This window comes from Amycolatopsis sp. NPDC089917 (genome assembly GCF_040684635.1).
In the GTDB taxonomy this organism is placed as follows: Bacteria; Actinomycetota; Actinomycetes; order Mycobacteriales; family Pseudonocardiaceae; genus Amycolatopsis.
Genome location: NZ_JBFBGL010000043.1, coordinates 1 through 26,907 on the forward strand (window position 1 = coordinate 1; position 26,907 = coordinate 26,907).

A 26,907-nucleotide genomic window follows, 5' to 3' on the forward strand; every position below is an offset into this window, starting at 1 on the left:
CCCCGGTGTCATTGTCTTGAAAGGGTCGTTCAGGACGAAAAACGTCCTGAACGACCCTTTCATGACACTCGAGGACGCCAGAGGAGCCGGACGGGCAGGAAGAGACGGACCGGCGGTTCACATTTCGAAGCGGTACCCCATACCCGGTTCCGTCAGCAGGTGCCGCGGCCGCGAGGGTTCCGGTTCCAGCTTCCGCCGCAGCTGCGCCAGGTACACCCGCAGGTAGTGCGACTCGGTCTCGTAGGTCGGCCCCCATACCTCGTGCAGCAGCTGCTTCTGCGCCACCAGACGGCCCCGGTTGCGCACCAGCAGTTCCAGCACGCCCCATTCGGTCTTGGTGAGGTGCACTTCCTTGCCGTCCCGGCGCACCTTCTTCGCCGCCAGGTCGATGCGGAAGGAGCCGGTGTCCACCACCGCGTCCGCACCGTCCACACTGGACGTCGCCGAACGCCGCACGGCGGCGCGGAGCCGCGCGAGGAGTTCGTCCATGCCGAAGGGTTTGGTGACGTAGTCGTCGGCGCCGGCGTCGAGGGCCTGCACCTTGTCGGCCGAGTCGCCGCGCGCGGACAGCACGATGATCGGCACCGTCGTCCAGCCGCGGAGCCCGGCGATCACCTCGGTGCCGTCGAGGTCGGGCAGGCCGAGGTCGAGTACGACGACGTCGGGTTTGGTCTCGGCGACGGCCTTCAGCGCGGCCGTCCCGTCGTGCGCGGTGATCACCTTGTAGCCGCGGGCGGACAGGTTGATCCGCAGGGCTCGCACGATCTGCGGTTCGTCGTCGACGACCAGAACGGTCGCCGACGCGGTCTCGGCGCTCATCGCACTCGCTCCTCCTCTTCGTTTTCCAGGCCCTCGTCATCGAAGGCGAGGAGGCTCTTTTCCGGATCCTGACCAACATATGCGGGCAGCGAGATGACGACGGTGAGCCCGCCGCCTGGCGTGTCCTCCGCCCGGATCCGCCCGCCCATCGCCTCGGTGAACCCCTTGGCGACCGACAGCCCCAGTCCCACGCCGGGCACGCTGTCCCGGTCTCCCCCGAGCCGCTGGAACGGCGCGAAGGCCGAGTCCGCGGTGCCCTTCTTGAGCCCGCGCCCGTGGTCGATGATGCGCAGTTCGACGTGGTCCGAATGCGTGCTGGCCCGCGCCGAGACCGCCTCGCCGGACGCCCCGTGCCGCAGCGCGTTGTCGACCACGTTCGCCACGACCCGTTCCAGCAGGCCGGGGTCGGCGCATACGGACGGCAGCCGCGAGTCGATCGCGACCACGACCGACTCCGAATTGTCCACATTGGACAGCGCGTGCGCGACAACCTCGTCGTAGCCGACCGGGCGCAGGAGCGGCCGGACGGCGCCGGTCGCCAGCCGCGACGAGTCGAGGAGGTTGTCGATCAGCCCGGCGAGCCGGTCCGCCGATTCCTCGATCGCTTCGAGCAGCTCTTCGGTGTCCTCTTCGGACAGGGAGATGTCGGTGGCGCGCAGGCTGCCGATGGACGCCTTGATGGACGTCAGCGGGGTCCGGAGGTCGTGTCCCACGGCCGAAAGCAGGGCCGTGCGGAGCTCGGTCGCCTCGGCCTTGCGCTCGGCGCGGACGGCCGCCTTCGCCGTCCGCTGCTGCCGCAGCGCGAGCAGGGCCTGCCCGGCGACGGCTTCCAGCACACCCCGGTCCGACGCGGGCAGCGCCCGGCCGCGCAAGGTCAGGTGGACGTCGGCGGTGACCGCGATGTCGGCGTCGGCCTGATCCGGGTCGGCGCAGGGATCCGTGCCGGCGTTCGCCACCCGTTTCCACTTCCCGTCGCGCTTTTCCAGCAGGGTCACCGAGGTCATCCCGAAGTTCTCGCGGACCTTCTCCAGCAGCCGCTCGATCGGGTTGGTGTGCGTGAGCACGGTTCGCGCGTAGGAGGCGAGCAAGGCCGCCTCGGTCCGCGCCCGCGCGGCCTGCGTCGCGCGCCGGGCGGCGGTGTCGACGACGGCGGCGACGAGGATCGCCACCAGCACCATCGCGACCAGCGTGATCACGTTGCGCGGTTCGTGGACGGTCAGGTTGTACAGCGGCGGGGTGAAGAAGAAGTTCAGCAGCCCGGCCGAGACCACCGCCGCGAGCAGCGCGGGCCCGAGCCCGCCGATGAGCGCGACCAGCACCGTCGCGAGGACGTAGTCGATCACGTCGGTGGAGAAGTCGAGCTGTTCCCTCAGCACGACGCCGAGCAACGTCGCCAGCGCGGGCAGCACCAGCGAGAGCGCCCAGCCGGTCAGCCGGCGGGACGGGGTGAGCGGGCTCCGGCTGAACCGGGCGCGCAGCCGTCCGCCCGCCTGGGCGTGCGTGACCATGTGGACGTCGATCGGGCCGGACCGCTGGACGACGGCCGCGCCGATGCCCTCGTCGAACAGCCGCGCCACCCGCGACCGCCGCGAGGTCCCGACGACCAGCTGGGTCGCGTTCACGCCCTGGGCGAAGTCGAGCAGCGCCGTCGGCACGTCGTCGCCGACGACCGTGTGGAAGGTCGCGCCGACCTCTTCGGTCAGCTTCCGGTACTTGCCGACCGCCGTCGGCCCCATCCCGGCCAGCCCGTCCCCGCGCAGGATGTGCAGCACCTGCAGTTCGGCGCCCGCGCGGTTCGCGATACGGCTCGCGCGGCGGATCAGCGTCTCGCTCTCCGGGCCGCCGGTGATGGAGACGACCACCCGTTCGCGTGCTTCCCACGTGTCGGTGATCTTCTGCTCGGCCCGGTACCGCTGCAGCGCCACGTCGACCTGGTCCGCGACCCACAGCAGCGCGAGCTCCCGCAGCGCGGTGAGGTTGCCGGGCCGGAAGTAGTTGCCCAGTGCGGCGTCGATGCGCTCGGCCGGGTAGACGTTGCCGTGCGCCAGGCGCCGCCGCAGCGCCTCGGGCGTGATGTCCACCAGCTCCAGCTGCCCGGCCCGTCGCACGACCTCGTCGGGCACCGTCTCCTGCTGGGTGACACCGGTGATCCGCTCGACGACGTCGTTGAGGCTCTGGAGATGCTGCACGTTGACCGTGGAGAGGACGTCGATCCCGGCGGCGAGCAGTTCGTCGATGTCCTGCCAGCGCTTCTCGTTGCGCGAACCCGGCACGTTGGTGTGCGCGAGTTCGTCGACCACCGCGACTTCCGGGGCACGGGCGAGCAGCGCGTCGAGGTCCATCTCCTCGAACTCGCGGTCGCGGTGCTCGGACCGGCGGCGTGGCACGGTTTCGAGCCCTTCGACGAGCTCCGCGGTCTTCTTGCGCCCGTGCGTCTCGACCAGGCCGATGACCACGTCGGTGCCCCGGTCGAGGCGGCGGCGCGCCTCGCCGAGCATCGCGTAGGTCTTGCCGACGCCCGGGGCCGCGCCGAGGTAGATCCTCAGCTCACCCCGGCGCGGCTTGGTCGTGTTCTCGTCCACGTCCGTCAGTGTGCTCCTCCGGCCGCTTCGCGCACGGCCAAGTTGACCTTCAGCACAGTGACGCCCGGCGCCCCGATCCCGGCGCCGCTCGTGTTCTCGGCCACGAGCTGCCGGACCTTCTCCTCGGACAGGCCGGTGTTCCGCGCCACACGCGGGATCTGCAGGTCCGCGTAGGCGACGCTGATCGCCGGATCCATCCCCGATCCCGACGTCGTCACCGCGTCGGCGGGCACCTGCGACTCCTGGACGCCCTCCCGGGCGGCGATGAGCTTCTTGCGTTCGCCGATCGCGGCGACCAGGTCCTCGTTGTACGGGCCCTTGTTCGACGCTCCGGACGACGACGGGTCACCGGGGCCGAGGACGTCCTTCGAACCCGCGGACGGGCGGTTGTGGAACCACGGGTCCTTGGCCGGGTCGGCCGCGACCGGGTCGACCCCGATCAGGGACGAGCCGACCGCCTGCCCGTTCTGGGTGATGATCGAACCTTCGGCGTTGCTCTGGAGGCCGGGGATCCGGGAGACCGCCCAGACGCCCAAGGGGTAGATCACACCCAGCAGGACCGTGAAGACGAGCAGGACACGCAGCCCGGCGAGGGTCTGCTTCAGCAGTGCGTTCATGGCGTTACCCGATTCCAGGGATGAGACGGACGAGCAGGTCGATCAGCCAGATCCCGAGGAACGGGCTGACGATCCCGCCGAGGCCGTAGACCAGCAGGTTCCGGCGCAGCAGCGCCGAGGCGGACGACGGCTTGTACCGGACGCCGCGCAGGGCGAGCGGGATCAGCCCGACGATGATCAGCGCGTTGAAGATGACCGCCGAGAGGATGGCCGACTTCGGCGTCGCGAGCTGCATGATGTTGAGCGCGCCGAGCTGGGCGAAGATGCCGGTGAACATCGCGGGCAGGATGGCGAAGTACTTCGCGAGGTCGTTGGCGACGCTGAACGTGGTCAGCGCGCCGCGGGTGATCAGCAGCTGCTTGCCGATCTCCACGATCTCGATCAGCTTCGTCGGGTCGGAGTCGAGGTCCACCATGTTCCCCGCCTCCTTGGCGGCGGAGGTCCCGGTGTTCATCGCGACGCCGACGTCGGACTGCGCCAGCGCGGGGGCGTCGTTGGTGCCGTCGCCGGTCATCGCGACCAGCCGCCCGCCCTCCTGCTCCTTCTTGATCAGCGCCATCTTGTCTTCGGGTTTGGCCTCGGCGAGGTAGTCGTCGACACCCGCGTCCTGAGCGATGGCCTTGGCCGTCAGCGGGTTGTCCCCGGTGATCATGACGGTCTTGATGCCCATCGACCGGAGCTGGACGAACCGTTCCTTCATCCCGGGTTTGACCACATCGGACAGCCGGATCACGCCGCGCACGAACGCTTGGGTGCCGTCGTACTCCGCGACCACCAGCGGGGTCCCGCCCTGCTGGCTGATCTCGTCGACGACGCGTTCGGTCTCGTCCGGCATGTCGCCGCCGCGTTCGCGGACCCATTCCCGGACCGCGGCGGTGGCCCCCTTGCGGACCTGGCGCTCGCCGATGTCGATGCCGCTCATCCGGGTCTGCGCGGTGAACTCGACGAAGTCCGCGAGTTTCTCGTCGGCGGACGCCGTCTCCGCGAGACCGTGCTCCCGCGCGACGAGCTCGACGATGCTGCGGCCTTCCGGGGTGCCGTCGGCGAGGCTGGACAGCCTGGCCGCCTTGGCGATGTCGTCCACAGTGGACAGCCCGACCGGGATCAGCTCGGTGGCCTTGCGGTTGCCGAAGGTGATCGTCCCGGTCTTGTCCAGCAGCAGCGTCGAGACGTCGCCTGCGGCCTCGACCGCGCGACCGCTCGTCGCGAGGACGTTGCGCTGAACCAGCCTGTCCATCCCGGCGATGCCGATCGCGGACAGCAGCGCGCCGATCGTCGTCGGGATCAGGCAGACCAGCAACGCGGTCAGCACGATCACGGACTGCTGGCTGCCGGAGTAGCCCGCCATCGGCTGCAGCGCCACGACGGCGAGCAGGAAGATGATCGTGAGCGTCGAGAGCAGGATCGTCAGCGCGATCTCGTTCGGCGTCTTCTGCCGGGAAGCGCCCTCCACCAAGGCGATCATGCGGTCCACGAAGGACTCGCCGGGTTTGGTGGTGATCTTCACGACGACGCGATCCGAGAGCACCGTCGTGCCGCCGGTGACCGCGCACCGGTCGCCGCCCGATTCACGGATGACCGGGGCCGACTCGCCGGTGATGGCCGATTCGTCGACGGTCGCGATGCCTTCGACGACGTCGCCGTCACCCGGGATGACCTGTCCGGCTTCTACGACCACGAGATCGCCGACGCGCAGGTCGGCGCCCGGCACGGTCTCCTCGTCGCCGTCCTCGGTGAGACGGCGCGCGACGGTCTCCTTTTTGCTGCGCCGCAGGGTTTCCGCCTGCGCCTTGCCCCGGCCCTCCGCGACGGCCTCGGCGAGGTTCGCGAACAGGACGGTGAACCACAGCCAGATGGTGATGAGGATGGTGAACACGCTCGGGTCGGTGATCGCGAAGACGGTGGTCAGCGCCGAGCCGATCCACACCACGAACATGACCGGGTTGGCCAGCTGGTGCTTGGGGTTGAGCTTGCGCAGTGCCTCCGGCAGCGAGGTCAGCAGCTGGCGCGGGCTGAAGATCCCGGCGCCGACCCGGCCCGCGTTCTCCACGTGGTGCTGGGATACCTCTTCCGGGGGACGTTCTTGTGTGACGGTCATGCGAGTGCCTCTGCGATGGGCCCGAGCGCGAGCGCCGGGATGAAGGTGAGGGCCGCGACGAGCACGATCGTGCCCGCGAGCATCGTGCCGAAGAGCGGTCCGGTGGTGGGCAGCGTGCCGGCGGTCTCCGGGACCTTCCTCTGGGAGGCAAGGGATCCGGCGAGGCACAGCACGGCGAGGATCGGGATGAACCGGCCGAGCAGCATGGCCACCGACAGCGACGACTGGAACCAGTCGTTCGTCACGGTGAGCCCGCCGAACGCGCTGCCGTTGTTGTTGCCCGCCGACGCGTAGGCGTAGAGGACCTCGGAAAGGCCGTGCGCGCCCGAGTTGGTCATGGCGGCCGGGGTGTCGGCCAGCATCAGCGCGATCCCGGAGCCGAGCAGCACCACGGTCGGCATCGCCAGCATGGCGACCGCCGCGCAGGTGACCTCGCGTTTGCCGAGCTTCTTGCCCAGGTACTCCGGTGTCCGGCCGACCATCAGCCCGGCGAGGAACATCGCGATCACGGCCATCACGAGGATGCCGTAAAGACCGGTGCCCACCCCGCCCGGCGAGATCTCGCCCAGCAGCATGTTGAGCAGGACGCCGCCGCCGCCGAGCCCGCTGTAGCTGTCGTGCGCGCCGTTGACCGCGCCGGTCGACGTGCCGGTGGTCGCGGTGGCGAACAGCGAGCTCAGGCCGATGCCGAACCGCTGTTCCTTGCCCTCCAGGTTCGCCCCGGCGGCCAGCGACGCGGGGCCGCTCGCGTGGGCTTCGGAAAGCCACGTCACCGCGAGCATGGCGGTGAACAGCGTGGCCATCACCGAGAGCAGGACGTAACCCTGTTTGGTGTTGCCGACGAGCTTGCCGAACGTGCGCGTGAGCGAGACGGGGATGACCAGGATCAGGAAGATCTCGATCAGGTTGGTCCAGGCGTTCGGGTTCTCGAACGGGTGGGCGGAGTTGGCGTTGAAGATGCCGCCGCCGTTGGTGCCGAGTTCCTTGATGGCTTCCTGGCTCGCGGCGGGCGCGAGCGCGATCCTGCTGGTGCTGCCGTCGGGATTGAGGACGTCGACGCCGCTCTTGAGGCTTTGGACGACGCCGAGCGCGATCAGGACGATCGCCGCCACGAACGCGATCGGCAGCAGGATCCGGATCGTGCCGCGCGTCAGGTCCACCCAGAAGTTGCCGAGGCGGTCGGTCTTCGCGCGCACGAAGCCGCGGACGACCGCGACGGCGACCGAAAGGCCGACTGCGGCGGACAGGAAGTTCTGCACCGTCAGGCCGGCCATCTGCACGAAGTGACCCATGGTCGCTTCGGGGCTGTAGGACTGCCAGTTCGTGTTGGTCACGAAGCTGACGGCGGTGTTGAAGGCGACCGCCGGCGAGACCGGTTCCTTGCCGAGGCTCCACGGCAAGATCGCCTGGAGCCGCTGAAGCAGGTACAGGAACACGACGGAGACGAACGAGAAGCCGATCACGGCGGACGCGTAGGTCTTCCAGTGCTGTTCCGATCCGGGGTTCACCCGGAACAGGCGGTACAGGCCGCGTTCGGCCTTGGTGTGTTTCTCGGTCGAGAAGACGCGCGCCATGTAGTCGCCCAGTGGCCGGTAGACCACGGCGAGCGCGACGAGGAGGAGGCCGGCCTGCAAGAGGCCGGCCATCGTGTCTGACATCAGAATTTCTCCGGCCTGACCAGTGCGATGAACAAATAGACGATCAGCCCCAGCGCCAGCAGTCCGCCGACGAAGTTGGCAAGAGTTCCCGTGCCGGTCACAGCTTTTCCAGACCGCGAAGGGTCAGGGCGAGAACCACGAATACGCCGATCAGGAGCACGGCGTAGAGCAAGTCGGCCACTAGGCACCTCTCAGGACAGGTCACCCCATCGGTGACCAGGACTCCGCAACACTGCGCCTGGTCAGACCGGTTCCGGTGATCGACTGACGGCCTCTTGATGCCCCGATCGGGTGCCTTTACGGGTTCTTGATGCCCGGTGATGTGCCCCACAGACGGTGACGCACCGAGGACGGAGCGTGCAATTCGGGCAGACAAGCCGCGTGAAGCGTGTTACACCGGTGTTACGGATAGTTGTATGTGCTAACTAATCACCAGGAGGTAGCGATGTGCGGAATCGCAGGGTGGGTCTCCTTCGGCACGGACCTGACACAACGCCGTGAGGTCATCGACGCGATGACCGCGACCATGGCGTGCCGCGGACCCGACGACTCGGGCACCTGGGTGCGGCCCCAGGTGGCGCTGGGTCACCGGCGGCTGGCGATCATCGACCTGCCGGGCGGCAGGCAGCCGATGTCCGAAGCCGGGCTGGCCACGATGGTCTACAGCGGCGAGGCGTACAACTTCACCGAGCTGCGCGAGGAACTTTCCCAGCGGGGCCACAAATTCGAGACCGACAGCGACACCGAGGTCGTGCTCCACGGCTACCTGGAGTGGGGCGACGAGGTCGTCGACCACCTCAACGGGATGTACGCCTTCGCGATCTGGGACGAGCGCGACGAGAAGCTCGTGATGATCCGCGACCGGATGGGCATCAAGCCGTTCTACTACTACCCGACCCCGGACGGCGTCCTCTTCGGCTCCGAACCGAAGGCGATCCTCGCGAATCCCTTGGCGCGCAAGGTGGTCGACACCGACGGCCTGCGTGAGCTGATGTCGATGACCAAGACCCCGGGCTGGTCCCTGTGGAAGGGCATGCACGAGGTCGAGCCCGGCACGATCGTCACCGTCGACCGCTCCGGGATCCGCACGCGGACGTACTGGAAGCTCGACGCGAAGCAGCACACGGACGACCAGGAGACCACGGTCGAGCGGGTCCGCGAGCTGATGACCGACATCGTGCACCGCCAGCTGATCGCCGACGTGCCCCGCTGCGTCCTGCTGTCCGGCGGGCTCGACTCCAGCGCCGTCACCGGCCTCGCCGCCGCGAGGCTGGCCGAACAGGGCGAACGGCTGCGCACCTTCTCGGTCGATTTCCAAGGCCAGGAAGAGAACTTCACCCCGGACGAGATGCGGGACACCCCGGACTCGCCCTTCATCCGCGACGTCGCTCAGCTCGTGGGCTCCGATCACAAGGACGTCGTGCTGAACCCGGCCGAGCTCAGCGACCCGGAGGTCCGCCGCAAGGTGCTGACCGCCCGGGACATCCCGGCCGGGCTCGGCGACATGGACACCTCGTTGTACCTGCTGTTCAAGGCGATCCGCGCGGAATCCACGGTGGCGCTGTCCGGCGAGTCCGCCGACGAGGTCTTCGGCGGGTACCGCTGGTTCCACGACGAAGGCGCGGTGAACTCGGGAACCTTCCCCTGGCTCGCCTTCCGGACGGGGCTCACCAGCGAACGCGGCGCCCTGCTGCGCGGCGAGGTCCGGGAGAAGCTCGACCTGCCCGGGTACATCGCCGACCAGTACGCCACCGCGGCCGCCCAGGTCGAGCACCTCGACGGCGAAAGCGAGCAGGACCGGAAGATGCGGACGGTCTGCAACCTCCACCTGAGCCGGTTCGTGCGGATGCTGCTGGACCGCAAGGACCGGGCGTCGATGGCCGTCGGGCTCGAGGTGCGCGTGCCGTTCTGCGACCACCGATTGGTCGAGTACGTCTACAACACGCCTTGGTCGCTGAAGACGTTCGACAGCAGGGAAAAGAGCCTGCTGCGGCACGCCACGAAGCATGTGCTGCCGGCCTCGGTGCGCGACCGGGTCAAGAGCCCGTATCCGTCCACTCAGGACCCCGGCTACGCGGCGGCGTTGCAGCAGCAGGCCAAGGAAGCCCTGAGCGAACGGGACAACCCGGTGTTCTCACTGGTGGACCGGGACTGGCTGCACCGCGCGACCGAGGTGGACCCGGCGACGATGCCGTCGATCCAGCGCACCGGGATCGACCGGGCGCTGGACCTCTACCACTGGTTCGACCTGTACCGGCCCGAACTGCAGCTCGACTGAGCCCCTGGTCCGCCGCCGTCTCCGCGACGGCGGCGGACCGTTCCCCCTACCGCGATCCCCCCGAGGACCGCGGTCGCCGCGAGCAGGATTCCCGCCTCGGTCCACTGGAATCGCCAGAACCGCCCGACGGGCTGGTAAACCGTGAAGTCCCGATAGCCCGCGGCCTCGGCGCACGCGTTCTTCCCCAGCCCCCTCGGGCACCCGGGCACCTCGTCCAGTGAATTCATCTCGCGGCCGTCCGGCGCGACTCGGCCCACCTTCACGATCAGCGCCCCCACCGTCGCCGCATCAGGGCCGGTCGTACGCACCGGCTCGGCGTAGTGCGGCCTCATCAGCAGCAAGGCGATCGAAGCCGCGAGGAACACCGCGACCGTGATCGCGATGGCGGGCAAGGTCTTGCGCACCAGCGCTCCGGCCGCCGCACCGAGCACGAAGGCGAACAGCCACCACGCGGCGGGCGCGACCCCGACCGCGCCGAAGTAGGACGTCTCGGCGAAGGACTCCGCCTTGCCGGGGAACATTTCCAGCCACCCGCCGAACATCTGCCCGGAAGCGAGTCCGGCCAGGACCGCGCATCCGGCGAGGACGCCGAACTTGACGCCCAGCCAGCGGCCGCGGCTCACCGACTGCGTCCACGCGAGCTGATGGGTGTTGCGCTCGTATTCCCTGGCCAGCAGCGGCGCACCCCAGAAGACGCCTGCCAGCAAGGGAATGAACGGCACCATCACGACCAGTGGGTAGATCCGCTGATAGAGGTCCTCCAGCCCCGCGTCGTACTCACGGCACGGGATGCCGCCTCCATGGCAATACATGGAGGTCCTGCCGTTCGCGGCGTCGATGGCGGCCTGCCCGGACAGGAGCAGGATCCCGCCGAGCACGGCCAGGAACCCCAGGGTGACGAGCAGCTGCGTGCGATGCTGCCGCCAGGTGAGCCAGAACAAGAACGTTTCCCTTCCTAGGAGCGACGTCGGATGGCGAAGGTCGCGGAGACGGCGAGCAGGAGCGAGACGCCCGCCAGGATCGCGGCTTCGGTCCATTGGAAACGCCAGTACCAGTCGTGCGGCAGGACCTTGAGCGCGGTGATCTCCCCGGTGGCGTCCCTGATCATTTCGAGGACCCGCCCGGCCGGCTCCCTGCCCGTGCCCAGGGTGACGAGTTCCGGTTCGGCGTAGCGGTCACGGAAGTTGACCACGCCGATCATCAGGCCGACCGTCACCGCGATGGTGACGGCGATGGCGGGCAGGGTCTTGCGGACGATCGCGCCCGCGGCGGTGCCGAGCACGAAGCCGAAGAGCCACCACGCGCCGGGCGCGACACCGGTCATCGCGAAGAGGACCGGATTGTCGAAACGGCTGGTGAAGGCGGTGTCGCCGCGATCGGTCGGGAAGACCTCGATCCAGCGCTGCGTCATCGTGCCGAACGCGAGCCCCCCGAGGGTGGCGAGGACGGCGAGGAACCCCACTTTGACGCCGAGCCAGCGGAACCGCGAGATCGACTGGGTCCAGACGAGTTTCGTCGTACCGCGTTCGTATTCCGCCGCGACCAGCGGCGCGCCCCAGAAGACGCCGATCGCCACGGGGACGACCTGGAGCCAGGAGAGATACGTGTACAGATCAGAGAACAGCTTCGCCGGATCGGGACTGCCCACCACGGCGTTTCCGTTGACCAGCAGGACGATCCCGACGACGACGAGCAGCCCGGCGGTGATCAGCAGCTGTGTCCGGTGCTGGCGGTAAGTGAGCCAGAACATCGTTCCCCCTTACGCCGAGGCCAGTGTCGGGCGAGGCAGGCTCGCGGATTCGGGCCGCCGCAGGTAGGCGAGCACGAGCTCCTCCAGGTTCACCGGCCGCTCGGTCCACTGTGGACCCAGTGGGACCGGTTCGGTCCGGGCGAAGACGGTCGCCTGCCTTCCCGCCCTGGCCTCGTCGACGACCGCGACGCGGTTGGCCAGCGCGTCGGCCTCCTCGACGGGTCCCGAAAGAATGCGGTGCCCGGCGACGAGGTCGTCGATGTCGCCGCTGACCTGCACGCGGCCGCCGTTGAGGACGATCAGCCAGTCGCAGGTGTTCTCCAGGTCGGAGACGACGTGCGAGGAGAGCAGGACGGTCATGCCGGTCTCCGCGACCGCCTCCATCAGCCCGCGCATGACCTCGTGCCGGGCCAGCGGGTCGAGGTTCGCGAGCGGCTCGTCCAGCACCAGGAGGTCCGGGCGTTTGGCGAGCGCGAGGGTGAGCGCGACCTGTGCTCGCTGGCCTCCGGACAGCTTGCCGACCTTGTGTTTCAAGGGGAGCCCGAGTGATTCGATGCGCTTGAGCGCGAACTCGTCGTCCCAGCCGGGGTTGAGACGCCTGCCGAACTTGAGCATCTCGGCGATGCTGAAGCCGGGATACAGCGGCTTGTCCTGGGCGAGGAACGCGGCGGTCCCCCGGATCGAGACGGCGCCGAGGGTCGCGTCGAGCAGCCCGACGGCCAGGTGCAGGAAGGTCGTCTTGCCCGCGCCGTTGGGTCCGACGAGGGCGACGACGCGTCCTTTCGGGACGGACAAGGAGCAGTCTCGCAGTGCCCACTTGCGGCGGTAACGCTTGCCGAGGCCGGTCGCCTCGATCACGGATTCATCGGTCATGCCGTTCGCTCCCCTCGAAAGCCATCGACCACCACCGAGGTGAACAGCGCCTCGACGTCTTCCTGGTCCAGTCCCGATTCGCGCGCGTCGCGGACCCAGACCCCCAGGCTCTTCCGCAACCGCGTGCGTTCGGCGAACGAAGCTCCTCCGAGCGTCTTCTGGACGAAGGTGCCGAGGCCGGGCCGTCCCTCGACGAGCCCTTCGCGCTCCAGCTCGCGGTACGCCTTGAGGACGGTGTTGGGGTTGATCGCCAGCTCGGCGACCACTTCCTTCGCCGTCGGCAGCCTGTCCCCCGGCTCCAGCAATCCCAGCCGGAGGGCGTTCTTGACCTGCTGGACGAGCTGGACGTACGTCGCGACGCCCGAACCCTTGTCCAGGTGGAAGGTGACCACTGGCAACACCCTTTCACTAATTAAGTAGTGAAAGGGTGCAGGCAGACGTCCGCGCCTGTCAAGTGATCACGCGGAAAAGCCGTGAAGGCCCCCTTGAGGGACTCTGAGTCCCTCAAGGGGGCCTTCACGGAAGAACCCCAGCCCCAGTCAAGAAGAAGCGCCAGTTCGACGACACGGGGGAAGACGTCGAGCTGGCACTACCCCCAACCCCCACCGCCGTCAGAAGGCGGTGCCTGTGCAAGGTGAAGGTGCCCACCGTCGTACCGGAACCGAATGGGGGGTCCTGCCCGTCTTGTTGGTTGGGCACGGTTCCGGCGACGGGTCCTCGGTGGACACGTGGGCAAGCATCGCGCCGTCCGGATGCAAGGCGCTTGCACTACGCTTGCAGGCTCTGACGAGGGTGAGCGGAGGTGGCCGCGTGGAGTTCCGCGTCCTCGGCGCCGTCGAGGCGTGGGCCGGTGGCGATCCGGTCGATCTCGGCTCGCCCAAACAACGGCTCGTGCTGGCGGTTCTGCTGCTGGAGGCGGGCAAACCGGTGCCCCGCGACCGGATCATCGACCTGCTCTGGCCCGAGGAACCGCCGGCGAGTGCCCGGAACACCGTTCAAGCGCTCGTGTCCAGGCTACGCGCGGTGTTCCGCGGCGCGGGAGGGCCGGAGATCGTCTCCGAGGGGACCCGGTACCTGCTCAGGGTCGACCCACGCCAGGTCGACCTGCACCGCTTCACCGAACTGACCGCGCAAGCCCGCGAAGCCGACGACGAAACCGCCGTGGAACTCCTCGACGAGGCGCTCGGCCTGTGGCGGGGCGAGGCGTTGTCCGACGTCGTGAGCGGCGAGGTCGCCCAGCGGCTCCGCGGGGGCATGAACGAGGAACGCTGGACCGCGCTGGAGGATCGCGCCGACGCGCAGTTGCGGCTCGGGCGGGGCAGGCAGGTCCTCGCGGAACTGACCGAGCTGGTCGCCGCGCATCCCCTGCGGCAGCGGTTCGTCGGGCAGCTCATGCTCGCGCTGCATCGCGAGGGCCGCACCGACGACGCGCTCGAAGCCTTCCGCGCTTTGCGGGACCGTCTCGGCACCGAGCTGGGGCTCGACCCCTCGCCCGAGCTGCGACGGCTGGAAGCCGCCATCCTCGCCGCCGATCCCGCCCTGGAACCCGCGGCGGCCATGACCAAGCCCGCCCCGATCCGCCCCGCGCAGTTGCCGCACGACGTCCGCGGGTTCGCCGGGCGCGCGTCCGAGCTGGAGCGGCTCGACGAGGGGACCCGGCAGGCGGTCGAAGGCACCGACATCTGGGTCATCAGCGGGACCGCGGGCGTCGGCAAGACCGCGCTCGCTGTCCGCTGGGCGCACCGGGTCCGCGACGCGTTCCCCGACGGTCAGCTCTACCTGGACCTGCGTGGTTTCGATCCCGATCACGAACCGCTCACCCCGGCCGTCGCGCTCACGCAGCTCTTGCAAGCCCTCGGCACCGCGCCCAAGGCCATCCCGCCGGACACCGACACGCGGGCCGCGCTCCTGCGGTCCCTCCTCGCCGACCGCCGGGTGCTCCTGGTCCTCGACAACGTGCGCGACACCGGCCAGGTGCTGCCCTTGCTGCCACCGTCGGGCACGGTCCTGGTCACCAGCCGCCAGCGGCTCGGCGACCTCATCGCGCGCACCGGCGCCCGCGCGCTCCCGCTGTCCGTGCTGCCCGCCGAAGACGCGCGGCATCTGCTGGAAGCCGTGCTCGGCAGCGAGACCGTCGCCGCCGAAGCCGTCGCGGCCGCGGAGCTGGCCCGGCTGTGCGGGCACCTCCCGCTCGCCCTCCGGATCGCGGCGGCGAACCTCGGCGCGAGCGGCGAGCCCGAGATCGCCGAACTCGCGCGCGAGCTCGCCGGTGGCGACCCGCTGACGGAACTGACCGTCGACGGCGCCGAGGAAAGCGCCGTGACCACGGCGTTCGGCGTCTCCTATCGCGCGCTTCCCGAGGAACACCGGCTGCTGTTCCGGCGGCTCGCGCTCGTCCCCGGCCAGACGTTCACCGCCCCCGCCGCGCAGGCGCTGACCGGCGCCCCGCACTCGAAGGCGAACCAGCAGCTCAAAGCGCTCGCGGCGGCGCACCTGGTCGAGCGCTACACCCCGGGGCGTTACCGGTTCCACGACCTTCTCCGCAGTTTCGCGGCGGGGCGCACGTTGTCGGAGGACGCGAAGCCCGAACGCGACACGGCGGAGAGGCGGCTTTTCGAGAGTTACCTGACCACCGCCGACGCCGCGGGCCGCGTCCTCATCCCGCACTTCCTGCGCCTGCCACGCGAAGAGCCGGAGGACAAACCCTTCGGCGACACCGAAGAGGCGTTGGCCTGGCTCGACGCCGAGTGGCCGAACCTCGCCTCGGCGGTCGAGCACAGCGCCGAACACGGTCCGCCGGAGTTCTCCTGGCACCTGGCCGACGCGCTCCGCGCCTTCTTCCACCAGCGCGGTCATCACGCGGAATGGATCGACACCGCGTCGACGGCGCTCAAGGCCGCCCGCCGCAGTGGCGCCGGACAGGCGCAGGCCGCGATGCATCTGAGCATCGCGCTCGCGTGCGTCAACAGCGGCCGCTACGACGAGGCCCGCGAACACCTGACGAGCGCCTTGCGCGGGGACCTCCTCGACGGCTGGGACGCCGGTCGCGCAGCCGTGCTCAACAATCTGAGCGCCGTGCACCAGCGCCTCGGCGACCCGCAGGAGGCGATCCGCTGCGGGCTGGAATCCCTGCGGCTGTGCGAAGAACTGAACATGCCGGGGATCTCGATGGCGTTGGCGAACCTCGGCTTCCCGTACTGGCAGACCGGTCAGCTCGACGAGGCGCTCGCGAACTTCACCCGCGCGCTGGCCGTCGCCGAACGGGACGGCGCCCGGTTCAGCGTCGCGGTGCTGCTGGTCGATCTCGGCAACGTGCACCGCGATCTCGGTCTTCCCGACGACGCCTACGACTTCTACACCCGCGCGCTCGCGGCCAACCGCGAACTCGGCTACACCTACGGCGAGGCGACGGCGCTTTCCGGTCGGGCGGTGCTCGAAAGCAGGCGCGATCCGAGCGAGCAGAACCGTGTGGACGCTCTCGAAGCCGTCGAACTCACCCGCAAGATCGGCGACCGGGGCACCGAAGCCTGGACGCTCGTCGGGCTCGGCGAGGTCTGCCTGCGGCTCGGCCTGCCCGAGGAGGCCGCCGAGCATCACCGGCTCGCGTTGTCGATCGCGCGGACGACCAGCTTCTTCTGGTGCGAGGCCGCCGCGCGGACCGGGCTCGCGGAAACCTTGCTGCAACTGGGAAAGCGCGCGGAAGCCCGGACACACGGCGAACTGGCACTGGAACTCGCCGCACGCTCCGGCTACCGGCTCGTCGAGGAACGCGCGAAGCTGATCCTGGACGAGCTTTAGCCGCGTGCCTTCACGCTGCCGGCGATGGCGGCCATGATCGTCGTCAGGACGGCGAAAATGACCGCCAGCGCGATGGCGATACCGTTGCTCTTGCCGAAGCCGAAGATCCACTTGAGCTGAGCGTCGAGGGGTGTGCCCCACAGCAGTGGCGCCGCGAAAAGCATCGCCACCGCGAAAACCGCGCAGAGCCCGAACAATGTCCACGCGCCGGGAATCCTGCGGGCGAACGTGAATCCCGCCGCGACCACCAGCGCCCCGACGCTGAGGACGCCGAAGCCCACGTTCTGCACCTCCACGCCGGACCAGCGACCTGCCGGCCCGCTGGCGTGGACGACGTTGTAGAGCGCGAACCAGACGAGCATGGCGGCGGTGAGCAGTGCCAGGATGCCCGCGGTCATCGCCGCCCCGGCGTTCGCCCTCGGCTTGGGCGGCGCCACCGGGCTCGGTCCGCCAACCCCTTGCGCGGACGCGCCCGCCATCGGCGGCGGGCCGTACTGAGGAAACCCGGGCTGCGGTGGATTCGGGTGCATCCGGGCTCCTCGCACGTTCCGGCGACAGGCGGCGGCCGCCCGTCATGGTCGGCGATCACCGTAGCGAGGGTCTCCCGGTCGGTGGCTCGTCATGGCAGGAACCTGCCTCCGCAGCGCGGCCATTCGGTCCGCGAAGGCGTAACTCGGGTGATCAGACGGCGAACTCGCGTGACTGGAGGGACGACACCTGTGACTGGAGGGACGACACGTGTGGTCCGGCGGACGACTCACGGCAGGGCCGGGCAGCTATCGTGTCGTCTCTCCAGACACGCGTGTCGTCCGTCTGATCACGCGAGTTCCGTCTCTGATCACGCGAGATCGCCGCCTGAGCACGAGTGATCGCCCTGGCGTCAGGCGCGGACCTCGTCCACCCGGACCGGGCGGCGTGCACGCCGGGAGACCTCGCACGCCTCAGCGATGTAGAACGCCTCCAGGGCGTCCGCCGCGCCGCACGGGCTCGGCGCGCGACCGGCGGCGACGTCGAGGAACGCCTTCAGCTCACTGATGTACGCGGGGCGGAAGCGTTCCATGAACCCGGGATAGGCCGGGCCGGGCAGGGGCTGGACGCCGGGTTCCACCGAGGTCAGCGGCGCGCGATCGTCCAGGCCCACCACGGCGTTCCCCGCCGAACCGAGGACTTCCAGGCGGACGTCATACCCCGCGCCGTTGTAGCGCGTCAACGAGACCACCGCGAGCGTTCCGTCGTCGAGGGTGAGGGTCGCGGCCGCGGTGTCGACGTCACCGGCGTCGACGAAGAACCGCTCGCCCTTGTTCGCCCCGACGGCGTAGACCTCGACGACCTCGCGGCCACTGACGAAGCGGACGACGTCGAAGTCGTGCACCCCGCAGTCACGGAACAGACCGCCGGAATGCGCGACGTACCCGGCGGGTGGCGGCGCCGGGTCCAGCGTGGTCGCGCGCAGGGTGTGCAGCCAGCCGAGCTCGCCGGAGGCCACCGCCGCTTGGGCCGCCGCGTAGCCCGCGTCGAACCTGCGCTGGAAACCGATCTGCACCGGGACGTCCGAACCGGAGATCTTGTCGATCACCGCGAGGGTACCCGGGATGTCGGCGGCGACCGGCTTCTCGCAGAACACCGGGATCCCCGCGTCGACGGCCTTGAGGATCAGCTCCGGATGGGCGTCCGTCGCCGCCGTGATCACCAGACCATCCAAAGAGGACGCGAAGAGCGCGGGGATGTCCGCTGCCGCCTCGACGCCGATCTTGGCCGCGGCCGCCTCCGCGCGAACGGCGTCGACGTCGGCGACGACCACGGACGAAACCTCGTCGAAGCTCTTCAAGGTTTCGGCGTGCGAAGTGCCGATCCGGCCGGTGCCGGCGAGTCCCAACCTCATGTCGTTACCTTTCCAGAGCGGCGGTGGTCGAACGGACCACCAGCGACGGATGCAGCAGATGCCGGACCGGTTCGGCGCGTTCACCCCGGACCCGTTCGAGCAGTGCTTCGACGGCCAGCCTGCCCATTTCCGTACGCGGCTGGTCCACAGTGGTCAGTGAGATGTGCTTCAGCGCGGCCAACGAGGTGTTGTCGTAGCCGACGACGGAGACGTCTTCGGGGACCCGCAGGCCCGCCTCTTCCAACGCGGAGATCGCGCCGACGGCGTTGAAGTCGTTGCCCGCCAGCAACGCCGTCGGCAATCCCCCCAGAGGAGGGTCGCCGAGGAGTTCGTGCACGGCCTTCTCACCGGCGGTGTCGGTGTGCTCGCTGCGCACGATGTGCGGGTGCAGCAGATGCCGCCGCATGGCCTGCTGATACCCCCGGCGCCGGGCCGCCGCACCGGCGGCGACCCCGCCGTCCAGATGGGCGATCCTTCGATGCCCCAAGGAGACCAGGTGATCGACGGCGAGCGCGGAGCCCGCTTCGCCGTCGTCGTTCACCGTGTCCACTCCCTGCACGCGCGAAGTACGCGACACCAGGACGACGGGCCCTTGGGCGGCCGCCTCCTCGATCGCTGACGCGGGCACCACCGGCGACAGCAGGATCACCCCGGCGGGCCGGAAGGACAGCAGGCTCTTCAGCGCCGAACGCTCGCGCGCGGGGCTGCGGCCGCCGGTGTTGAGGATCAGATGGAATCCGGCCGCTTCCGCCGCCGCGTCGAGACCTTCGACGACATCGGCGAAGAACGCGTTACGAAGGTCGGAGACCATCACGCCGAGGACGGTCGACGTCCGGCTGGCCAGCGACCTGGCCATCGCGTGCGGCTCGTAGCCCAGTTCGTGCGCCGCGCACAGTACCCGCGTCCGCCGTTCGTCCGAGACGTTCGGTGCGTTCCGCATCACCAGGGACACGAGCGCACGGGACACCCCCGCTTTCGCGGCGACGTCCTCCATGGTCGGTCGTGCCATTTCCGGTTACCCCCTGCCCTTGACTTTGCTGTGACGGACGCTACATGATTGGAGCGCTCTAATCAATAGAGCGCTCTAACCCAGATCCCCGCACCCGCCGCAGGAGGCCGCCGATGACAGTGACGACGTCCCGGATCCGAATCGCCGCCGCCCCGATCTCCTGGGGTGTGTGCGAAGTCCCCGGCTGGGGCCGCGTACTCGACGCGGGGACCGTACTGGGCGAGATGGCGGGGCTGGGGGTCCGAGCGACCGAGCTCGGACCGCCCGGATATCTGCCGCGAGACCCGGCGGAGCTGCGTCAGCTGCTCGGTGGCCACGGACTCGACCTGGTCGGCGGCTTCCTCGCCGTCGTCCTGCACGAGAACCCCGAGGCCGCACTGAAGGCGGCGGAAGAGTCCTCCGCCTTGTTCGCCGCCTGCGGTGGCGACATGCTCGTGCTCGCCGCCGCGACCGGGCTCGACGGCTACGACGACCGTCCCGGGCTGAGCGACGCCGAATGGACGAACCTGATCGAAACCTCAAGGGAGATCAGGGAAATCGCCGCACGCCACGGACTTCGCACGGTGCTGCACCCGCACGTCGGGACGCACGTGGAGACCGGGGAAGAGGTCGAGCGCTTCCTCGCCGATTCCGACCTCCCGCTGTGCCTGGACACCGGGCACCTCCTGATCGGCGGGACCGATCCGGTCGCACTGGCCCAGCGCCATCCCGAACGGGTCGGGCACCTGCACCTCAAGGACGTGCGCGGCGAACTCGCCGAAGACGTCCGCGCCGGGAGGCTTCCCTACGCCGAAGCAGTGGGCAAAGGTCTGTATGTCCCGCTCGGTGACGGGGACGTCGACATCGAAGCGATGGTCAGGTTCGTCGACGCGGCGGGCTACGACGGGTGGTACGTACTGGAACAGGACACCGCGCTGAGCGAGGGGAGCCCGGAGGATCTGCCCAAGCGGGATGTGGCCAGGAGCCTGGCGCATCTCGGCGGAATCGTCAGCCGGCTCCCGGCTGCCAGGTAACGGAAGAAGCGAGGAGAGACGACGATGTCCCATCGCTTGAAGGCGGCTTTGGCGGTCGCGGCGGGGTTTTTGCTCCTGTCCGCGTGCACCGGGCCGAAGGCCGAGGAGAAACCCGCCGCGGGCGCGGGCCCGGCGACGACCCAGCCCAGCGGGCCGCTGCGGGTCGCGGTCATCTCGCACGGCACCGCGGGTGACGCGTTCTGGAACGTGGTCAAGAACGGCGCCGAGGAGGCGGGCAAGCAGCTCGGCGTCCAGGTCGAGTACAACTCCGACGGAGACCCCGGCAACCAGGCCAAGCTGATCGACAACGCGGTCGCCCAGCGGGTCGGCGGGCTGGTGGTGTCGATGGCGAACCCGGAGGCGCTCAAGACCTCGATCGAGAACGCGGTCCGCGCGGGGATCCCGGTCATCACCATCAACTCCGGTGAGGACAAGAGCGCGGGCTACGGCGCGCTCACCCACGTCGGGCAGAACGAGACCATCGCCGGCGAGGAGGCCGGGAAGAAGTTCAAGGAGCTGGGCAAGAAGAAGCTGCTCTGCGTGGTCCACGAAGCGGGCAACGTCGGGCAGGCCCAGCGCTGCGACGGCGCCAAGACCGGTTTCGCGGGCGACGTGCAGACCCTGCAGGTCGACATCAGCAACCCCACCGACGCCGAATCCCGGATCAGGGGCGCGGTGCAGACCGACTCGTCGGTCGACGCCGTTCTGACGCTGAACTCGCAGGTCGCGGCGCGGGCGGTGAGCGCGATCAAGGCGGTCGGGTCGCGGGCGCAGGTCGGCACGTTCGACCTCAACACCGACGTGGTCGGCGCGATCAAGGCGGGCGACGTGGTCTTCGCGGTCGACCAGCAGCAGTACGAGCAGGGCTACCTGCCGGTGCAGTTCCTCAAGCTCTACCGGGACAACGCGAACGTCGTCGGCGGCGGGAAGCCGGTGCTCACCGGACCCGACCTGGTCGACAAATCCACTGTGGACACCGTCGGCCAGTACGTGCAAAGGGGCACGCGATGACAACCACCACCCTCGACGAACGGATCGCGAAACCGCGGCTGCTCGACCGGCTGGTCGTCCGGCCCGAGATCGGCGCGCTGCTCGGCGCCGTCGTCGTCTTCCTGTTCTTCACCGTCGTCACCGACCAGTTCTTCAGCGGCAGCGGCGTGGCGACCTGGCTGGACGACGCCTCGACGCTCGGGATCATGGCGGTCGCCGTGTCCCTGCTGATGATCGGCGGCGAGTTCGACCTGTCCGCGGGCGTGATGACGGCGTCCACCGCGCTCGTCACCGCGACGCTGGCGACGCAGGCGGGCTGGAACGTCTGGCTCGCGCTGTTCGCGTCACTGGTCTTCGCCCTCGCGGTCGGCGCGTTCAACGGCTGGCTGGTGATGCGCACCGGACTGCCCAGCTTCATCGTCACGCTGGGCACGTTCCTGGCGCTGCAAGGCCTCAACCTCGGCGTCACCCGGCTGGTCACCGGCACCGTCCAGGTCTCCGGGATGCGCTCGACCGACGGCTACGAGTCCGCCGGTTTCGTCTTCGCGTCCACGGTGGACGTCGGCGGGACGGCCTTCCAGATCTCCATCGTCTGGTGGATCGGGTTCGCGGTGCTGGCGGCCTGGCTGCTGGTCCGGACCCGGCTCGGCAACTGGATCTTCGCCGTCGGCGGCTCCGCGCAGAGTTCGCGCGCGGTCGGCGTGCCGGTGGTGCGCACCAAGATCATGTTGTTCATGACCACCGCGCTCGCCGCGTGGCTGGTCGGCTCGATCAACATCCTGCGGTTCGCGAGCGTCCAGGCGAACCAGGGCATCGGGCTGGAGTTCCAGTACATCATCGCGGCCGTGATCGGCGGCTGCCTGCTGACCGGCGGCTTCGGTTCGGCGATCGGCGCCGCGATCGGCGCGCTGATCTTCGGCATGGCACGGCAGGGCATCGTGTTCGCCCGCTGGGACAGCGACTGGTTCATGCTGTTCCTCGGCGTGATGCTGCTGTCCGCGGTCCTGGTCAACAACGCCTTCCGGCGGCGCGCGGAAAGGGTCCGGCGATGAACCATCTCCTGGAAGTCAAAGACGTCGGCAAGACCTACGGCAGCGTGATCGCGCTGCGTGACGTCTCCACGGTGGTCAACGCGGGCGAGGTGACCTGCGTGCTCGGCGACAACGGCGCCGGCAAGTCCACGCTGATCAAGATCCTGGCCGGGGTCCACCAGCACGACCGGGGCGAGTTCCTCGTCGAGGGCGAGCCGGTCAAGTTCGCGTCGCCCCGCGAGGCGCTCGATCGCGGGATCGCGACGGTGTACCAGGACCTGGCGGTCGTCCCGCTGATGAGCGTGTGGCGGAACTTCTTCCTCGGCTCCGAACCGACCGTCGGCTTCGGTCCGTTCCGCGCGCTGGACCGGAAGAAGGGCCGCGAGACGACCAAGAAGGCGTTGTCCGACATGGGCATCGACCTCCGTGACGTCGAACAGCCGGTCGGCACGCTGTCCGGCGGCGAACGGCAGTGCGTCGCCATCGCGCGGGCGGTGCACTTCGGGGCGAAGGTGCTGATCCTCGACGAGCCGACCGCAGCGCTGGGCGTGAAGCAGGCCGGTGTCGTGCTCAAGTACGTCGCGCAGGCCCGTGATCGCGGGCTCGGCGTCGTGCTGATCACGCACAACCCGCATCACGCCTATCCGGTGGCCGATCGCTTCCTGTTGCTCAAACGGGGCGCGCCGCTCGGCGCCTACGAGAAGTCCGGGATCGACCTGGCCGAATTGACCCGGCAGATGGCGGGCGGCGCGGAACTGGAAGCCCTCGAACACGAATTGCGAGCCGCGGAGTCCCCTTCATGACCGCTCTCGAAGCACTGACCGTCGGCCGGGTCGGGGTGGACCTCTACCCCGAACAGAGCGGCGTGCCGCTGGCCGGGGTCAGCACCTTCGCCAAATCGCTCGGCGGCACCGCGACCAACGTCGCGGTCGCCGCCGCGCGGCTCGGCCGCTCGACCTCGGTGCTGACGAAGGTCGGCCCGGACGGCTTCGGGGACTACGTGCGGCAGGCCCTGCGAGACTTCGGCGTCTCCCCCGATCACGTCGGGACGTCGGCCGGCCTGCTGACACCGGTGGTGTTCTGCGCGCTGGACCCGCCCGCGGATCCGCCGCTGCTGTTCTACCGCTCCCCCATCGCGCCGGACCTGACCCTCGACGAGGCCGACGTGCCCTGGGACGTCGTGAAAACGGTGCCGCTGCTGTGGGTCACCGGGACCGGGGTCTCCGCCGAACCGGCCCGCGCCACCCAGCGCGAGATGCTCCGGCGGCGCGGACGCCGGGCACACACCGTGCTGGACCTCGACTTCCGGCCGATGTTCTGGCCCGACACCGAGACCGCGCGCGAAGAGATCGGCTGGATGCTCGACCACGTCACGGTCGCGGTCGGCAACCGCGCCGAGGCGGAGGTCGCCGTCGGCACGGCGGACCCCGACGAGGCCGCGTCGCGGATGCTGGCCAGGGGCGTCGGGCTGGCGGTGATCAAGAAGGGCGCCGAAGGGGTGCTCGTGGCCACCGCCGAAGGCCGCTGGACCGTGCCGCCCCAGCGGGTCGACGTCGTCTGCGGGCTCGGCGCCGGGGACGGTTTCGGCGGCGCGCTGATCCACGGTCTGCTCTCCGGCTGGGATCCGGTGCGCATCGCCACCTACGCCAACGCGGCGGGCGCGCTCGTCGCTTCCCGGCTCGCCTGCGCCGACGCCATGCCCACCGCCGACGAGATCGAGGAGTTGCTGTGAGCAAGCTGCACCGTCCACTCGGGACGCTTTCGGACGAGCGGGACCCGGTCCGGCTCACCCCGGATTCGGCGGGCTGGACCTACAGCGGCCTGAGGGTTCTCTCGCTGGCCCCCAGCGAGTCCAGGATCGTGCGCACCGGCGAGTACGAAGCGTTCGTCCTGCCGTTGGCCGGCGCGTGCACCGTCCGGGTCGACGGCCACGTCTTCGCGCTCGCCGGCCGCGATTCGGTGTTCACCCGGGTCACGGACTTCGCCTACGTCCCGCGCGACGCCGAAGTCGAGTTGTCGACAGTCGAGGGGATCGAGGTCGCGCTGCCGATGGCGCGCTGCGGACGTCGTCTCGAACCGCGCTACGGACCGGCCGAGAACGTGCCGGTGGAGGTGCGCGGAGCGGGGCAGGCCACGCGGCAGGTCACCAACTTCGGCGTACCCGGCGTCTGGGACCACGCGGACAAGCTGAACGCGTGCGAGCTGATCACGCCCGGCGGCAACTGGTCGTCGTACCCGCCGCACAAGCACGACGAGGCGTCGGAATGCGAGGTCGTCAACGAGGAGATCTACTACTTCCGCGTCGCCGGGCGCGACGGCGTGACGACGTCGCGCGAAGGGTTCGGCCTCCATCGGACGTACACCTCGGACGGTGAGCTGGACGAGGACGTCGCGGTCCGGGACGGGGACGTCTTCCTGATCCCGCGCGGCTATCACGGTCCGTGCGTCGCCGCGCCGGGCTACCCGATGTACTACCTGAACGTCCTGGCTGGCCCCGCCGAGGAGCGGTCGATGGCCTTCTGCGACGACCCCGCGCACGGGTGGATCCGCGAGACCTGGGAAGGCCAGGAACTCGACCCGCGCTGCCCGGTCACGACCCACGAAGGGCGGGTCTCATGAAGCTGACCACGGCACAGGCGCTGGTGCGCTGGCTGCTCGCGCAGCGGTCGGAAACCCTGGACGGGCGGGAAGTCCCACTGTTCCCGGGGGTGTTCGCGATCTTCGGGCACGGCAACGTCCTCGGTCTCGGCACCGCGCTGGAGGAGCGGCGCGACGAACTCCCCCTGTGGCGAGGGCAGACCGAACAGGGCATGGCGCTCGCGGCGGTCGGCTACGCGAAAGCGACGCATCGGCGGCAGGTCGGCGTGGTGACGTCGTCGATCGGGCCCGGCGCGCTGAACATGGTCACCGCGGCCGGGGTCGCGCACGCCAACCGGCTGCCGGTGCTGCTGCTCCCCGGGGACACCTTCACCAGCCGCGCCCCGGATCCGGTGCTGCAGCAGGTGGAGCACTTCGGCGATCCGACGGCCACGGTCAACGACGCCTTCCGCGCGGTGAGCCGGTACTTCGACCGGATCACCCGGCCCGAACAACTGCTTTCGACGTTGCCGCAGGTCGCCAGGGTGCTCACCGATCCGGCGGACGCGGGCCCGGTGACACTGGCGCTGCCGCAGGACGTCCAGGTGGAGACCTACGACTTCCCCGACTCGCTCTTCGAACCGGTGACCCATCGCCCGCCGTGCCCGCGGCCCGATCGCCGGGCGCTCACCGAAGCGGCGGGCGCGCTCCGGTCGGCACGGAAGCCGTTGCTGGTGCTCGGCGGCGGCGTCCGGTACTCCGGCGCGGGCGAGCGCGCGCTGGCCTTCGCCGAACGCCACGGGATCCCGGTCACGGAAACGACGGCGGGGCGCACGCTGGTCCCGCACGGGCATCCGCTGCACGCCGGTCCGCTCGGCGTCACCGGCTCGGCGTCCGCGAACGTCCTGGCCGCCGAGGCGGACGTGGTGCTGGCCGTCGGCACCCGCTTGCAGGACTTCACCACGGCGTCCTGGACGGTGTTCTCGCCCGCCGTCCGGCTGGTCACGCTCAACGCCGCCCGGTTCGACGCGGTGAAGCACGGCGCGCTTGCCGTCGTCGCCGACGCCGACGCGGGTCTCGCGGATCTGGCCGCTCAGCTGGAGAGCTGGCAGGTCGATCCTTTGTGGACGGAGCGTGCGACGGCGGAACGCGGCCGGTGGGACGCGCACATCGACACCCTGCGCGCCGCTTCCGGCCCCGAGAAGTCGTTGACCGTACCGACCTACGCCCAGGTCGTCGGCGCGGTCAACGACCTCTCCGAGCCGCACGACTATGTGATGACCGCGTCCGGCGGGATGCCGGGCGAGCTGATCGGCGGCTGGCGTGGATCGGGCTCGGTGAGCATGGACGTCGAGTACGGGTTCTCGTGCATGGGGTACGAACTCGCGGGCGCGTGGGGCGCGGCGATGGCGCACACCGGCGGCCTGGTCACCACGATGCTCGGCGACGGCTCGTACCTGATGCTGAACTCGGAACTGTTCTCCGCCGCCTTCGCCGGGCATCCCTTCGTCGCGGTGGTCTGCGACAACGACGGTTACGCGGTCATCGCCCGCCTCCAGGAGGGCCAGGGCGGCAAGCCGTTCAACAACTTCCTCGCCGACTGCCGGACCGAGCACGCCTCACCGCCTCGGGTCGACTTCGCGAAGCACGCGGAGTCGCTGGGGTGCGCGGTGTTCACGGCGTCCTCTTCGGACGATGTGCGAGCCGCTTACGCGAAGGCACGGGAAGCGGCGGTGGCCGGGAAACGACCGGCGGTGGTCGTGGTGCGGACCCAGCCGGACTCCTGGACCGAGGCCGGTGCCTGGTGGGAGGTCGGCGTCCCGGAGCACCTTTCCGGCAGGGAAGGCTTCGAGCACGGGAAGTCCGGGCAGGTGCGCTATGTGACGAGCTAGGGCGCGGCCGCGTCCGGTGAGCCGGACGCGGCCGCGCCGA

At 69.7% G+C, this 26,907-nt stretch carries 22 protein-coding genes; 9 read left to right on the forward strand and 13 right to left on the reverse strand.

Annotated elements, in window-relative coordinates:
- Positions 1 to 117: 117 nt before the first annotated feature.
- Genes AB0N89_RS27600 through kdpF form a run of 6 tightly spaced genes read right to left on the reverse strand, consistent with a single transcriptional unit; the run spans position 118 to position 7,875 of the window.
- Positions 118 to 819 carry a response regulator gene (locus AB0N89_RS27600; protein WP_364209866.1) on the reverse strand — a complete coding sequence of 234 codons (702 nt, stop codon included), beginning with the start codon at positions 817 to 819 and terminating at the stop codon, positions 118 to 120.
- A complete protein-coding gene (locus tag AB0N89_RS27605) occupies positions 816 to 3,401 on the reverse strand; it encodes a sensor histidine kinase KdpD (protein WP_364209869.1) in 2,586 nt (861 codons plus the stop codon). The genes AB0N89_RS27600 and AB0N89_RS27605 overlap by 4 nt, the downstream gene beginning before the upstream one ends.
- A gap of 5 nt (positions 3,402 to 3,406) precedes the next feature.
- Positions 3,407 to 4,018 (reverse strand): potassium-transporting ATPase subunit C, encoded by a 612-nt coding sequence (locus AB0N89_RS27610; protein ID WP_364209872.1) that lies wholly within the window; start codon positions 4,016 to 4,018, stop codon positions 3,407 to 3,409.
- A gap of 4 nt (positions 4,019 to 4,022) precedes the next feature.
- A complete protein-coding gene (kdpB, locus tag AB0N89_RS27615) occupies positions 4,023 to 6,116 on the reverse strand; it encodes a potassium-transporting ATPase subunit KdpB (RefSeq protein WP_364209875.1) in 2,094 nt (697 codons plus the stop codon).
- Complete coding sequence (kdpA, locus tag AB0N89_RS27620; RefSeq protein ID WP_364209878.1) at positions 6,113 to 7,774, reverse strand: potassium-transporting ATPase subunit KdpA; 1,662 nt, start codon at positions 7,772 to 7,774, stop codon at positions 6,113 to 6,115. Before kdpA ends, kdpB begins: the two co-directional genes overlap by 4 nt.
- The gene (kdpF, locus tag AB0N89_RS27625) at positions 7,774 to 7,875 is read right to left on the reverse strand and encodes a K(+)-transporting ATPase subunit F (protein ID WP_364209881.1); all 102 of its coding nucleotides are present in this window, start codon (positions 7,873 to 7,875) and stop codon (positions 7,774 to 7,776) included. The genes kdpA and kdpF overlap by 1 nt, the downstream gene beginning before the upstream one ends.
- Positions 7,876 to 8,219: 344 nt before the next feature.
- Here kdpF and asnB point away from each other — a divergent pair, with 344 nt between their 5' ends.
- Positions 8,220 to 10,052 carry an asparagine synthase (glutamine-hydrolyzing) gene (asnB, locus tag AB0N89_RS27630; protein WP_364209884.1) on the forward strand — a complete coding sequence of 611 codons (1,833 nt, stop codon included), beginning with the start codon at positions 8,220 to 8,222 and terminating at the stop codon, positions 10,050 to 10,052.
- Here asnB and AB0N89_RS27635 read toward each other — a convergent pair.
- Genes AB0N89_RS27635 through AB0N89_RS27650 form a run of 4 tightly spaced genes read right to left on the reverse strand, consistent with a single transcriptional unit; the run spans position 10,007 to position 13,067 of the window.
- The gene (locus AB0N89_RS27635) at positions 10,007 to 10,993 is read right to left on the reverse strand and encodes an ABC transporter permease (RefSeq protein ID WP_364209887.1); all 987 of its coding nucleotides are present in this window, start codon (positions 10,991 to 10,993) and stop codon (positions 10,007 to 10,009) included. The genes asnB and AB0N89_RS27635 overlap by 46 nt on opposite strands.
- A gap of 14 nt (positions 10,994 to 11,007) precedes the next feature.
- Positions 11,008 to 11,802, reverse strand: coding sequence for an ABC transporter permease (locus AB0N89_RS27640; protein WP_364209890.1), 795 nt, complete (start codon positions 11,800 to 11,802; stop codon positions 11,008 to 11,010).
- Between the two features lie 9 nt (positions 11,803 to 11,811).
- Positions 11,812 to 12,675: an ABC transporter ATP-binding protein gene (locus AB0N89_RS27645; RefSeq protein WP_364209893.1), complete on the reverse strand. Its 864-nt coding sequence runs from the start codon at positions 12,673 to 12,675 to the stop codon at positions 11,812 to 11,814.
- Positions 12,672 to 13,067 (reverse strand): GntR family transcriptional regulator, encoded by a 396-nt coding sequence (locus tag AB0N89_RS27650; RefSeq protein WP_005154882.1) that lies wholly within the window; start codon positions 13,065 to 13,067, stop codon positions 12,672 to 12,674. The genes AB0N89_RS27645 and AB0N89_RS27650 overlap by 4 nt, the downstream gene beginning before the upstream one ends.
- 418 nt (positions 13,068 to 13,485) lie before the next feature.
- On the opposite strand from AB0N89_RS27650, the gene AB0N89_RS27655 reads away from it, so the two are divergent.
- Positions 13,486 to 16,473: a BTAD domain-containing putative transcriptional regulator gene (locus tag AB0N89_RS27655; protein WP_364209898.1), complete on the forward strand. Its 2,988-nt coding sequence runs from the start codon at positions 13,486 to 13,488 to the stop codon at positions 16,471 to 16,473.
- Here AB0N89_RS27655 and AB0N89_RS27660 read toward each other — a convergent pair.
- The 3 genes from AB0N89_RS27660 to AB0N89_RS27670 all read right to left on the reverse strand — a co-directional run bounded on the left by AB0N89_RS27660 (position 16,470) and on the right by AB0N89_RS27670 (position 19,364).
- The gene (locus AB0N89_RS27660) at positions 16,470 to 17,003 is read right to left on the reverse strand and encodes a hypothetical protein (RefSeq protein ID WP_364209901.1); all 534 of its coding nucleotides are present in this window, start codon (positions 17,001 to 17,003) and stop codon (positions 16,470 to 16,472) included. The genes AB0N89_RS27655 and AB0N89_RS27660 overlap by 4 nt on opposite strands.
- 350 nt (positions 17,004 to 17,353) lie before the next feature.
- Positions 17,354 to 18,355, reverse strand: coding sequence for a Gfo/Idh/MocA family oxidoreductase (locus AB0N89_RS27665; protein ID WP_364209904.1), 1,002 nt, complete (start codon positions 18,353 to 18,355; stop codon positions 17,354 to 17,356).
- Positions 18,356 to 18,359: 4 nt separating this feature from the next.
- Positions 18,360 to 19,364, reverse strand: coding sequence for a LacI family DNA-binding transcriptional regulator (locus tag AB0N89_RS27670; protein WP_364209907.1), 1,005 nt, complete (start codon positions 19,362 to 19,364; stop codon positions 18,360 to 18,362).
- A 113-nt stretch (positions 19,365 to 19,477) separates the two neighbouring features.
- On the opposite strand from AB0N89_RS27670, the gene AB0N89_RS27675 reads away from it, so the two are divergent.
- The 7 genes from AB0N89_RS27675 to iolD are packed head-to-tail and all read left to right on the forward strand — an operon-like array spanning position 19,478 to position 26,867.
- Positions 19,478 to 20,377, forward strand: coding sequence for a sugar phosphate isomerase/epimerase (locus AB0N89_RS27675; protein ID WP_364209910.1), 900 nt, complete (start codon positions 19,478 to 19,480; stop codon positions 20,375 to 20,377).
- Between the two features lie 24 nt (positions 20,378 to 20,401).
- Positions 20,402 to 21,388 (forward strand): substrate-binding domain-containing protein, encoded by a 987-nt coding sequence (locus tag AB0N89_RS27680; RefSeq protein WP_364209913.1) that lies wholly within the window; start codon positions 20,402 to 20,404, stop codon positions 21,386 to 21,388.
- Positions 21,385 to 22,419 carry an ABC transporter permease gene (locus AB0N89_RS27685; protein ID WP_364209916.1) on the forward strand — a complete coding sequence of 345 codons (1,035 nt, stop codon included), beginning with the start codon at positions 21,385 to 21,387 and terminating at the stop codon, positions 22,417 to 22,419. The genes AB0N89_RS27680 and AB0N89_RS27685 overlap by 4 nt, the downstream gene beginning before the upstream one ends.
- Positions 22,416 to 23,201 carry an ATP-binding cassette domain-containing protein gene (locus tag AB0N89_RS27690; RefSeq protein WP_364209919.1) on the forward strand — a complete coding sequence of 262 codons (786 nt, stop codon included), beginning with the start codon at positions 22,416 to 22,418 and terminating at the stop codon, positions 23,199 to 23,201. Before AB0N89_RS27685 ends, AB0N89_RS27690 begins: the two co-directional genes overlap by 4 nt.
- Complete coding sequence (gene iolC, locus AB0N89_RS27695; protein WP_364209922.1) at positions 23,198 to 24,130, forward strand: 5-dehydro-2-deoxygluconokinase; 933 nt, start codon at positions 23,198 to 23,200, stop codon at positions 24,128 to 24,130. The genes AB0N89_RS27690 and iolC overlap by 4 nt, the downstream gene beginning before the upstream one ends.
- Positions 24,127 to 25,017 carry a 5-deoxy-glucuronate isomerase gene (gene iolB / locus AB0N89_RS27700; RefSeq protein WP_364209925.1) on the forward strand — a complete coding sequence of 297 codons (891 nt, stop codon included), beginning with the start codon at positions 24,127 to 24,129 and terminating at the stop codon, positions 25,015 to 25,017. Before iolC ends, iolB begins: the two co-directional genes overlap by 4 nt.
- Positions 25,014 to 26,867 carry a 3D-(3,5/4)-trihydroxycyclohexane-1,2-dione acylhydrolase (decyclizing) gene (gene iolD, locus AB0N89_RS27705; RefSeq protein WP_364209928.1) on the forward strand — a complete coding sequence of 618 codons (1,854 nt, stop codon included), beginning with the start codon at positions 25,014 to 25,016 and terminating at the stop codon, positions 26,865 to 26,867. Before iolB ends, iolD begins: the two co-directional genes overlap by 4 nt.
- The last annotated feature ends 40 nt before the right edge of the window (positions 26,868 to 26,907 follow it).

Excerpts from the sequence above, each read along its gene's own strand:
- AB0N89_RS27675 (WP_364209910.1), top strand. The coding sequence starts at position 19,478 with ATGACAGTGACGACGTCCCGGATCCGAATCGCCGCCGCCCCGATCTCC.
- AB0N89_RS27680 (WP_364209913.1), top strand. The coding sequence starts at position 20,402 with ATGTCCCATCGCTTGAAGGCGGCTTTGGCGGTCGCGGCGGGGTTTTTG.
- AB0N89_RS27600 (WP_364209866.1), bottom strand. The coding sequence starts at position 819 with ATGAGCGCCGAGACCGCGTCGGCGACCGTTCTGGTCGTCGACGACGAA.
- AB0N89_RS27645 (WP_364209893.1), bottom strand. The coding sequence starts at position 12,675 with ATGACCGATGAATCCGTGATCGAGGCGACCGGCCTCGGCAAGCGTTAC.
- kdpB (WP_364209875.1), bottom strand. The coding sequence starts at position 6,116 with ATGACCGTCACACAAGAACGTCCCCCGGAAGAGGTATCCCAGCACCAC.
- AB0N89_RS27690 (WP_364209919.1), top strand. The coding sequence starts at position 22,416 with ATGAACCATCTCCTGGAAGTCAAAGACGTCGGCAAGACCTACGGCAGC.
- asnB (WP_364209884.1), top strand. The coding sequence starts at position 8,220 with ATGTGCGGAATCGCAGGGTGGGTCTCCTTCGGCACGGACCTGACACAA.
- AB0N89_RS27685 (WP_364209916.1), top strand. The coding sequence starts at position 21,385 with ATGACAACCACCACCCTCGACGAACGGATCGCGAAACCGCGGCTGCTC.
- iolD (WP_364209928.1), top strand. The coding sequence starts at position 25,014 with ATGAAGCTGACCACGGCACAGGCGCTGGTGCGCTGGCTGCTCGCGCAG.
- kdpA (WP_364209878.1), bottom strand. The coding sequence starts at position 7,774 with ATGTCAGACACGATGGCCGGCCTCTTGCAGGCCGGCCTCCTCCTCGTC.
- AB0N89_RS27610 (WP_364209872.1), bottom strand. The coding sequence starts at position 4,018 with ATGAACGCACTGCTGAAGCAGACCCTCGCCGGGCTGCGTGTCCTGCTC.
- iolC (WP_364209922.1), top strand. The coding sequence starts at position 23,198 with ATGACCGCTCTCGAAGCACTGACCGTCGGCCGGGTCGGGGTGGACCTC.
- AB0N89_RS27665 (WP_364209904.1), bottom strand. The coding sequence starts at position 18,355 with ATGAGGTTGGGACTCGCCGGCACCGGCCGGATCGGCACTTCGCACGCC.
- AB0N89_RS27640 (WP_364209890.1), bottom strand. The coding sequence starts at position 11,802 with ATGTTCTGGCTCACTTACCGCCAGCACCGGACACAGCTGCTGATCACC.
- AB0N89_RS27660 (WP_364209901.1), bottom strand. The coding sequence starts at position 17,003 with ATGCACCCGAATCCACCGCAGCCCGGGTTTCCTCAGTACGGCCCGCCG.
- AB0N89_RS27670 (WP_364209907.1), bottom strand. The coding sequence starts at position 19,364 with ATGGCACGACCGACCATGGAGGACGTCGCCGCGAAAGCGGGGGTGTCC.